The 10,180-nt window shown below is 64.6% G+C and carries 7 protein-coding genes; 3 read left to right on the top strand and 4 right to left on the bottom strand.

Annotated features, from left to right (window positions below; genetic code table 11):
• Positions 1-254, bottom strand: a 254-nt coding sequence (locus ACYOEI_RS27250; protein WP_462852797.1) for a transposase, incomplete at its 3' end; no start/stop codon positions are given.
• Between the two features lie 159 nt (positions 255-413).
• Here ACYOEI_RS27250 and ACYOEI_RS27245 point away from each other — a divergent pair.
• Positions 414-821 (top strand): thiamine pyrophosphate-dependent enzyme, encoded by a 408-nt coding sequence (locus ACYOEI_RS27245; RefSeq protein WP_462852796.1) that lies wholly within the window; start codon positions 414-416, stop codon positions 819-821.
• Here ACYOEI_RS27245 and ACYOEI_RS27240 read toward each other — a convergent pair whose 3' ends face one another.
• From ACYOEI_RS27240 to ACYOEI_RS27230, 3 genes are all read right to left on the bottom strand, one after another.
• On the bottom strand, positions 822-1,313 hold the full coding sequence (locus ACYOEI_RS27240) for a YkgB family protein (protein WP_462852795.1): 492 nt from the start codon (positions 1,311-1,313) through the stop codon (positions 822-824).
• Between the two features lie 363 nt (positions 1,314-1,676).
• Positions 1,677-2,378 carry a Crp/Fnr family transcriptional regulator gene (locus ACYOEI_RS27235; protein ID WP_462852794.1) on the bottom strand — a complete coding sequence of 234 codons (702 nt, stop codon included), beginning with the start codon at positions 2,376-2,378 and terminating at the stop codon, positions 1,677-1,679.
• 136 nt (positions 2,379-2,514) lie between these two features.
• Positions 2,515-5,148 carry a beta strand repeat-containing protein gene (locus ACYOEI_RS27230; RefSeq protein WP_462852793.1) on the bottom strand — a complete coding sequence of 878 codons (2,634 nt, stop codon included), beginning with the start codon at positions 5,146-5,148 and terminating at the stop codon, positions 2,515-2,517.
• Between the two features lie 389 nt (positions 5,149-5,537).
• On the opposite strand from ACYOEI_RS27230, the gene ACYOEI_RS27225 reads away from it, so the two are divergent.
• Both ACYOEI_RS27225 and ACYOEI_RS27220 read left to right on the top strand, forming a co-directional pair.
• Positions 5,538-8,342: a TolC family protein gene (locus ACYOEI_RS27225; RefSeq protein ID WP_462852792.1), complete on the top strand. Its 2,805-nt coding sequence runs from the start codon at positions 5,538-5,540 to the stop codon at positions 8,340-8,342.
• Complete coding sequence (locus tag ACYOEI_RS27220) at positions 8,296-10,122, top strand: efflux RND transporter periplasmic adaptor subunit (RefSeq protein ID WP_462852802.1); 1,827 nt, start codon at positions 8,296-8,298, stop codon at positions 10,120-10,122. Before ACYOEI_RS27225 ends, ACYOEI_RS27220 begins: the two co-directional genes overlap by 47 nt.
• Positions 10,123-10,180 lie beyond the last annotated feature (58 nt).

Below are 10,180 nucleotides of genomic sequence, written 5' to 3'. Positions count from 1 at the left end.
ACCTCCTCATCGGACCAGCCCCAGGCCAGGTCCGGGTCGAGGCGGACGAGGACGTGCAGATGGTTATCCATGACGGAGAATGCGGCGACCGAGATCGAGAAGATTTGGGCGAGTCCCTTGAGGCGTTGGTCGATCCAATCCTTGCGGTCTTGCTCGGGATCCCCCAGGAAGAAGGCGCGACGGACGCAGCGTGTGATGCAGTGGTACCAGCGAGTGACGGTCGGATCCACTAGATGAGCACGCGCCATCGTCATCGGAAAGGCCTCCTGGGGTGTTCTTCAGAACACTAACCGCGGAGAATCCGACCGTCAAGACGCCGACCACCGAGATTGCGATGCCTGTCCTTTGTTCTTACTAACCGCGGAGAATCCGACCGTCAAGACGCCGACCACCGAGATTGCGATGCCTGTCCTTTGTTCTCGTTCCGAGTCCTGGTCATCGTGGGCGACGGTGCCTTCCACATGACCGGCATGGAGCTGTCGACAATCGCCCGGCACAAGTTCAACCCGATCGTCGTCGTGCTCAACAATCACGGGTACACCACCGAGCGTTTCCTGCTCGAGGGCTCGTTCAACGACATTCAGGAATGGGCATTCCACAAGATCCCCGAGGTCTTCGGCATCGGGCTCGGGCTCGAGGTCCGGACCGAAGCCGAGCTCGACGACGCGCTCAAGGCCGCGGTCGCCAACACGAGCAGCTTCAGCCTCCTGAACGTCCACCTCGACCCCTACGACCGAAGCCCTGCGCTCGAACGCCTCGCGGAGAAGATCTCCAAGATGGTGTGGGCCACCCGGAAACCCGACGCTTGCCTCGCAATCTGACTAGGCCTGCGGGGCGATGGAATCACGGGGTCTCACGGCCTCGAGAGCCTCACCCGCGGTGAAGACCGCCACGCCCAAAAGGACGAGGTCCTTGAGCAAGAACTGACCTGGCATGGCCGACAAGGCCGGGAAACCACCGAGGCTCGGTTCCCAGCCGGGCGTCGTGAAGAGGAACGTGAGCGTCGTCAGGAACGTCCCGATCGCAAGCCCGCTCCCGATGGCCGAGCCCAAAGGCCAGACGGGGCGGAGGGCGATGAGCAGGCCGATGAGCAGCTCGACGACGCCGAGCATGGCGGAGAAGGCGCCCACGCTCATGACCTTGTACATCCATCCCATCAGAGGACTGTTCGCCACCAGCGGCCGGATTCCCTCGGCCTCATAGGCCGTGAACTTCATCCCGCCGATCCAGAGCATGACGATCACCAGTCCGTAGCGAGCGATGTGCACCCCGGACTTGGTCAGCCGATCCGCCAGTACCCGTTGATCCACCATTTGATTTCGCCCCCATTTTGCACGGAAAACTTTTCGACATCCGCGAGTTGTGCCACGTCCTGAAGCGGATCACGCTCGGGTCGCATCCACGAGAGTGCAACCCGAGCCCCCCCCTTACAACCGAAAAGCAAACACAAGTGAACCTATCCGCAAGAAATCAAGATCGAATCACTCGCTTGCGCTTCGGGCTTGTCTCGAAGAGATGCCACTCGAGTGACACGCCCAGAGGGTGACGCATCTCCTTCGGCCCGAGTGGTGATCTTACCCTCGCCGCGGACATCGTGATGTCATCTTGGTGACAGACAAAGTCGATTTCCGGTACTGCAACTCGGTCGGCGAACCTCCGGAACGCCGGGTTGGGGGTTACCCGTCGGCGATGCGATTGAGGCCATCGAGGTCATCCACGCAGAGGTAGCAGCGGGTGTACTCGACCAACCCCTCGTTTCGCATCCTGGCCAATTCGGCGCTGACCACGGGTCGTGCCGCGCCGACGAGCTCCGCCAGGTCCTGGTGGCTCAGACGGACGTCGATCGTATGCCCGTGTCGGCAGCGTTCCCCCTCGTAACAGATCAGATCTCTGAGGGCGGCCGCCAGGCGTGCCCGGATCGGCGAGGTGCACTGCCAGAGCAGCCGCCGCTCGAAGAATTCCGCGCGGACGGTCGCCGATTCGAGTATGAGCTTGAGGAGGTCGGCACGAGCAAGGGCCGCGGCCTCGAGTTCAGCACGTTCGACTTGCACGACCTCGGCCGGTCCGTGGGCGACCGCCTGCTCGAACTGGGCGGATGCGAATCCGCGGAAGGCCGCCGTCCCGAAAGGCCGATCGCCGAAGAGGCCGCCCCGGCCCTGGATCAGTCGAGTGAAGCGCTCGCCGTCGAGGCGAGGATCGATCAACTTGACGTATCCGGTGGCGACGACCCAGCACTTTGCGGCGGGGTCACTCGAATAGATGACGGCTCCCGAGGCCAGCGACAGCCGCCGTGACGATGGGACCTGGGCACAAGCCCGAATGAACCGCTCGGCCCAAGACTTGTCGATCCGCATCAGGATTCTCGCGATTCGAATCAACCCGCGCGATCCGTAATCCGTCCCGTCGCGAGACGAAGGGCCCGAGAATAAACAAGCCGGCCGTCCTCCGCGAGTGCGAAGGACGGCCGGCGTTGGTTGATCAACCTCGGTCTTGGGGCATTCTCGCCCCGACGGGTCAGACGAACTCGGTCTGACGGGTGGTCGGGATCATCGGGACCTTGTGGGTCACGGTCCGACCGGTCGTCAGGCCGTTGGTCCGGGTGTGGACGTTTTGGCCGAGGGTGAACTTCACCTTGACCCCGACGATGTTCTCGGGGGTCCGCCAACGGTGCGTCGCGGTCTTGGGGTTGTAGTAGTTGCGGATCCGTTCCTTCCACGCGGACGACGGGAGGAACTGCTTGTAGGCCACGGAACGGGGGATGGCCTTGTAAGTGTAGGCGGATAGTGCGTACGTCGGGGGGACGTACGTATCCGGGCCGTACTGCGGGACAAAGGTCGTCGGCTGGACGAACCCAAGGTTGTTGGTCGTGCCGAACACGGAGCTGACCACGACGTTGCCGCCACCGCCACCGCCACTGGTGCTGACGTTGATCGTCGTCGTCCCAAGGAAGGTCTGATTGGGGTTCGGGCTGGTGGACAGGGTCTGGCCGCGGATCGTGAAGGTCGTCGTGGCCGAGGTCAGGCCGAGCAGCGAGCGGGGCGTGATCGTGACGATCGCGTCCTCGATGCCGTCGTTGTTCTCGTCCGTCGGATCCTTCGTGATCGTCGCGTTCGGGAAGGCGATCCCGTTCACAACGATGGTGGCCGGATTGATGTCGACGACCGGGTCGAAGACCGGACTCACGTTGGCGTTGCTGAAGACGAAGATCTGGAGCTGGGCCGGGGTGGTCGGGTTGACCGTGAAGGGCCCGAAGGGCTGTCCGACGCCGATCTGGGTGCTGATCGTCGTGTTGATCGGGGTCTGGACCGGGAGCAGTGCCCCTTCCAGGATGAAGGCACCGCCGGCGAGAGTCCGGGTGCTGGTGACCCCGAGGCCCGGGGCACCGACGATGAGGTCGGCCAGGGAGTCGGTGTCGGCCGTGTTCTTGCCCGAGGTATTCGGGCGGCCCGAGACCGAGGCCCCGAGGAAGGTCGGCGTGCCGCCGGCCGTCGCCGTGAGCAGGAGCTGGAGGCCGGCGATCGGCTGCTGCTCGACCGAAGCGAGGGAGAACGTCCCGAATAGGTTGACGTTGTACGGGATCAGGTACGCCGTCCCCGCCGAGTTATTGAAACCCGGGGCACCGATCGCGATGAAGCCGGGCGCTCCCACCGAAGAGGTGGTCACGATCTGGCCGACCTGCGTCAACGAATAGCCCGAGAGGTTGCCCGCGGACGCCCCGATGAAGGCCGTCGACGAGATCCCCGACGGGATGCTGCCGATCGAGAAGCTGCCGGTCAGCACGCCACCGGGCCCTTGGCCGTAGATGATCGTGGTCTGGCCGGCGCCGCTGCTGAAGCCGGGCGAGCCGACGAGGATGTCGGAGAAGCCGTCCTGGTTGAAGTCGCCCGCGCTCGAGACCGCGTAGCCGGTCAGGTCGCCGACGGCCGTGCCGTTGATCACGGCCCCGGTGACGCCGTTGCCGACCAGGCTGAGCTGGATCAGGTTGACGTTGTTGACGGTCGTCGCCAGGTTCGTCAGCGTGGTCGAACCCTTGACGAGATAGGCTGCACCGGTGTTCCCGTTGGTCCCGGGGGCACCGATCAACAGGTCGTCGATCCCGACATTATTGCTATTGACGGCCCCCGTCGTGTTGCCGGCACCGGCGACCGAGAAGCCGGCGCTGCTGAGCGAGCTCGCCCCGCTGAAGATCACGCCGGGGACGTTATTGGTCGTCTGGCCGACGTTCGCCAGGTTGATCGTCGAGGTCTGGGCGCTATTCAGGGACGAGCCGTTGACCAGGTAGACCGCACCGGTGTTGGCGGTCGTGGTCAGGCCCGCGTTGGGGGCACCGATCGCGATGTCGAGGTTGCCGTCGCCGAGGACGTTGCCCACCTCGGCCACCGATCGGCCGGTCATGGAGCCGGTCGCCGAGTTGACGAACGTGACGACGTTGACGCCGGATCCGTTCAGGTTATCGAGGTCGAGGGCGTTGCCGGGGACCGTCAAGAGGCCCGGCCCGCCGTAGACGAGATAGGCACGGCCCGTGCCCGCGTTGGCACCGTTGACGTCGAATGCCCCGGGGGCACCGATCAGGAAGGAGTTGAACGAGCTCCCGCCGAGCTTGCCGACGGAGGCGACGGAGGCACCGAGCTGGCTGCCAAGCGAACTCGTGTTCTGGACGCTGGCGGTGATGGTGATCCCGGCGAAGGGGAAGCCCGTGGCGCCCGAGATCGGGTTCGCCTGGGTCGCCGAGCCCAGTTGGAGGAGGTCGCCGACTCGCTGGTCTGCGGTGTTATCCAACCAGTTCTGGATCGACGAGGAGTTGACCGCCTGGGATCCGAAAACCAGGTAGACGGTCGAGGTGCCGCTCCCCAGCCCGAGCGACCCGCTGCTCGTCGTGATGCTCGGGGCGCTGATGATGAAATCGTCATATCCGTTGTTGAGCAGGTCGCCGACGTCGGAGACGCTGTACCCGGCCCCGCCGTTGGTCTGGCCCCCGGCGAGCTCGATGCCGTAGGGGGCGGTGGCAACGTTCGGGTTGGTGGGTGGGGCGACCCCACCCAAGTCGATCGACAGCAGCGTCCGTTCTTCCAGGTCCTGGAACTTCGGACGGAACGCTTCGCGCCGTCGGGCGACCAACGACCGTGTTTCGCGATTGCCTAACCGCATCGGAGTGTCCCTCCTCCTAATGTCGTCCCGCATCCGCCACCAGAGATCCTGGCCCGATGCGTCGATCGTCCCCCGGAAACCCCGGCGTCCTGGGCATTCCATCCCAAGGCCCACCCCGGCGCCATCGCACCGCCGACGAGGGGAGTCGACTACGGTCAGGAATTTCGGCGTCAAGAGCGGCTCGACTCCACAGAAACCCGCCGGAGGAACGATCATCTCTGTTGACACGCACGGCATTTTGGGCTCAACCCGCACGACCGACACTTCCGATAGAATTCACGGACCCGAAAGGATCCCCCCTTCTCCCGAAGGTCCACGACTGCCACAGGAACAGGCGAGAAAGCGATCGAGGGATGATCCGCGATCCCGTAAGACCCGAGGCGACTCTCATGACTGCCAGTGTCATTCGCTATATCCATCCGAGGATTCGCCGGTGTCGGCTCCTGTTCCTGGCCGTGTTGGCGGTCGGGACACAGTTGGGGTGTACTCGCGAATTCTTCCGCGAGTGGGCCAATCAGGATGTGTCCGAAGCGGTCTTCGAGAAGAGCCGCGACCCCCGTTGGCGGATCGACCTGTTCTCGATCGACCCGCCCGCGATGGCACGCTATGCCGACCCGTACGACCCGGACGTCCCCCCCGCCCCCCCGGACGACTACGCCACTCAGGCGATGTCGCCGGTGCCGCAGTGGCCGGACAACCGACTCATGGTTCCCGCCGAGGGGACCGGTTACCTCGACATGATTGACGCGTGGCAACGTGACGCACCGGCCGAGGACGAGCCGGCGAAGAAGCCCGGGACCACCCCCGCGGACGACGCGGATCTGCAATACGACGAGAAGGCCGACTCCCCCGCAGGGCCGTCTCCGCCCCTGCCCCCGCCGAGCGGCTCCGCGCCCTTCGCGCCGGGCGAGAATCCGGGGACGAAACCTCGGGAGTTATCGCCTATCCCTGTTCAGGGTCCACAAACTTCCAAATCCCCCCGACGCAAGAGAACAGCCACGCCACTCCTCGCCAGCACGAAGGACCACGGAGTCCAGCTTGCTGCCTTCCAGGAGACCGGGATTCCGGCCCCGGTCCCGCCGACGACGCCCAATGCGCCGATCGTGCCCCCGTCGCCGCCGCGAGACATGCCGACCCCGCCGATCGGCGGCGACCCCGACCCGTCCAACCCGGACCTGTCGGCCCCGGTGAACCCTCGGCCTGACCTCACCCCCGAGGACTATCGTGCCTCCGAGGCGATGGGCAGTGAAATGGCGGGAATCCTCGTCCCCGGCAGCATCGACCTGGATGAGGAAGTGGTCGCGGGATTGCCGCGAGGGACCAAGGCCCACAAGCTCACGCTCGAACAATCGTTCACGCTCGGCATGACCAACGCCCGCATCTACCAGTGGAACCTCGAGCAGATCTACATCGCGAGCCTGGCGGTGACCCTGCAGCGGTTCGCGTTCCAGCCCCAGTTCTACGCGGGCTGGTCGCCGACGACCGGCGTGGCCCAGAAGGGCACCGCGGGCGGCGGCCTCGGTGGCGGCATTCTCCCCGCTCCCCTGCCGCCCAACAGCTTCAACTATGCGACCCGCGCCACGGGGACGCCGAACTCGACCCTGAGCTTCGGGACGGTCGCCGGCGTCGGCAAGGTCTTCTCGTCCGGGGCGCAGCTCGTGATGGGCTTCGCCAACTCGGTCGTCTTCAACTTCATCGGGAAGAACTCGATCCAGCCGAGGGTCCAGTCGTCGCTCCCGATCAGCTTCGTCCAACCGTTCCTGCGGGGCGGCGGCCGGGCAGTCACCCTCGAACCGTTGACCCAGGCCGAGCGTAATCTCGTCTACCAGGTCCGCTCGTTCGCCAAGTTCCGCCAGGAGTTCGTCGTGTCGACCCTCGTCGGTGGGTCGTTCACCACCTTCGGCTCGAACGTCACGCCCCAAGGGTTCTCCGGCGGCGGCAACATCGACCCGGTCGTCGGCTTCCTGAACGTCGTGCAGGACATCCAGACCGTCGAGAACGACCTCAAGAACCTCCGGGCCTTCGAACAGTTGAAGAAGGTCTACGAGGAACTGGTCAAGGGCGAGTCGTCGGGCTTGTCGCAGCTCCAGGTCGACCAGATCGACTCCCAGGTCCAGAACGCTCGCCGAACTCTCGTCACCGACCGGACCTCGTATCGAGGGGCCCTCGACGCCTTCAAGATTCAGCTCGGGTTGCCCCCGGACGTGCCGATCATGCTCGACCGGAGCCTCACGAAGCCGTTCAAGGACGTCTTCGACGAAATCGACGAATGGCAGCGCAACCCGAAGCGGGACCTGGCCGACCTCCCCAAGTACGCCGACAAGCTCCCGAAATTGCAGGACATCAACATCGATGGCAGGTCGGTCCTGGGTGTGTATAATGACTTTATCCAGGGCACCGACAACGAAGATCGTCTCGAGGAGGTCTTGCTCGCCGCGGAGCGGGTCGCCTTCGAGCATCGCCTCGACCTGATGAACAACCGGGCCGCACTGTACGACTCCTGGCGGCAGATCCGCGTGACGGCCAACGCGCTGAAGGGAGTGTTGAACGTCAACCTGACGAACCAGATCCTCACCCCCCCCGACACGACCAACCCCTTAGGCTTCCTCAGCCAGGCCAAGCAGTTCTCCTTGGTGATCAACGCGGAGCTCCCCCTGGTCCGAATGGCCGAGCGTAACGCCTTCCGGACCGCCCTGATCAACTACCAGCGTCAACGCCGGACCCTGCAGAACCAAGAGGACTTCATCAAACTCCAGCTCAGGAACGACATCCGCGGACTGCAGCAGTCTTACCTGAGCTACGAGCTGTCGCGACGAAACTTCGTGTTGACGATCCGGCAGAAGGACCAGGCCTTCGAGCAGATCATCGCACCGCCGCAAGGCGGGGCGAGCGGAGGGGTCGCCCAGACGGCCCAGGCCGCGACCCAGACCTCGAACCTCGTCAACTTCCAGAACCAATTGCTCGGCCTCGAAAACACGCTGGTGAGTACCTGGCTCAACTACGAAACGGGGCGACTGACGGTTTACCGTGACCTCGGCACCTTGCCTTACGATGAATGGGAGGCTTTCCATGAACTTTTCCCTCCAGACTACGGCAAAAGCGACAACGGAGTCGCCCCAGCCAACGGGCCCGGCGCCAACGCGGGAGCTGCCCGACCTGCAACCTTCATCGAGCCGACGCCGATCCGGCGGTAAGGCGATCCTACTCACAGTCCTGGCCGCGCTCGGGGTCGTCGGTGGTGCCGTCGCCTATAATGTCCCGAGCGTCGCCAAGCCGCTCGCGAAGTTCTGGGCGCCCCAATCGGCGGAGATCCTCTCCTACGAGGTCAAGCCCACCAACCTCCCCGTGACGGTCGTCGAGCGCGGCAACCTCGAGAGCTCGAAGAGCGACGACGTCTACTGCGAGGTCGAAGGCTCGACGACGATCATCCGGATCACGCCCGAAGGCAAGCGGGTCACCAAGGGGGAACTGGTCTGCGAGCTCGATTCCTCGGCGCTCAAGGACCAGTTCACCAACCAGATCATCGCCACCGAAGGGGCCAAGGCCGCTTTCAAGAACGCGGAACTGACCCGGATGGTCGCCGAGATCGCCGTCACCGAATACGAAGAGGGGCTCTTCAAGCAAGAGCTCCAGTCGGTGCTCGGCGAGATCACCCTCGCCGAGGCCGAGCGGAACCGAGCGCAGGACCGCCTCGAGTGGTCGAACCGGATGACCCAGAAGAAGTACATCTCGATCGCCCAGAACATCGCCGACAAAGTCTCGCTCCAACAGAAGAACTTCGCGCTCGAGCAGGCCCAGACCAAGAAGCTCGTGCTCGAGAAGTTCACCAAGGATAAGACGATTAAGGAGCTGCGTAGCGACGTCGAGAAGGCCAAGTCCGACGAACTCGCCAAGCAGCAGACCTGGGACCTCGAGCAGAAGAAGCAGGCGAAGCTCGAGAAGCAGATCAAGAACTGTAACCTCTACGCCCCCAACGACGGACTCGTCGTCTACGCGAACGACCCGAACCGCTTCGGCGGCAGTTCGACCCCGCAGATCGAAGAAGGGGCGAGCGTCCGCGAACGGCAGAAGATCTTCAGCCTCCCCGATATCGGCTCGATGCAGGTCAATGTGAAGGTCCATGAGTCGATGGTCGATCGGCTCCGGCCCAGCCTCCGGGCACGGATCCGGGTCGACGCCTTCGCCGACCAGGTCCTCACGGGTACCGTCAAGGACGTCGCCCCCCTCCCCGACCCGAGCAGCTTCTTCAGCTCGGACGTCAAGGTCTACACGACCCACGTGACGATCGAGAAAGGCATGTCTGGCCTCCGCCCGGGCATGACCGCCCAGGTCGAGATCCTCGTGGCCGACCTCGACAACGTCCTGAGCGTGCCGGTCATGGCCGTCCTCGAGTTCAAGGGGAAGGACCATGTCGCCGTCAAGGAAGGCGAGACCTACAAGTTCCGCGACATCGTCACCGGGACCACCAACGACCGCCACGTCGAGATCCGCGAAGGGATCAAGTCGGGCGAACTCGTGGCGCTCAACCCGACGTCCCTCATGACCGAGAGCGAGAAGCGAGAAGCCTTCGGGTCGAGCAAGGAAGCCTCCAAGAAAGATTGGGGGAAGGCCGCCAACGGCCAGGCGGGTGGAGCCCCGGGTGGAGGCGGTCCCAACGCCAAGGGGGGTCCCGACGCCAAGGGCGGCCCCGACGGCAGCGGCAAAGCCAAGGGCAAAGGCAAGGGCCAGCGCGGCGGCGGTGCCGGCGGCTTCATGAGCAAGATGGACACCGCGGCCCGCGAGAAATTCTTCTCGGCTAGCCCCGAGGAGAAGCGCAAGACCCTCGAAGATCTGGGCGTCCCCGCCGATCGGATCGACGGCATGCTCGAGCGGTTGAAGAATGGTGGCGGCGGTGGCCCCGGCGGGCCCGGCGGTGGTGGTGGCCCCGGTGGTGGTGGCCCCGGCGGCGGGGGACGAGGAGGTCCCGAACAGTGATCGGTCACGGTAGCACGAAACCTATCGTCAGCCTCGTCGACGTCCGCAAGACGTACGT

This window comes from Singulisphaera rosea, assembly GCF_054877945.1.
This window is presented reverse-complemented; position numbering and strand designations above follow the sequence as displayed.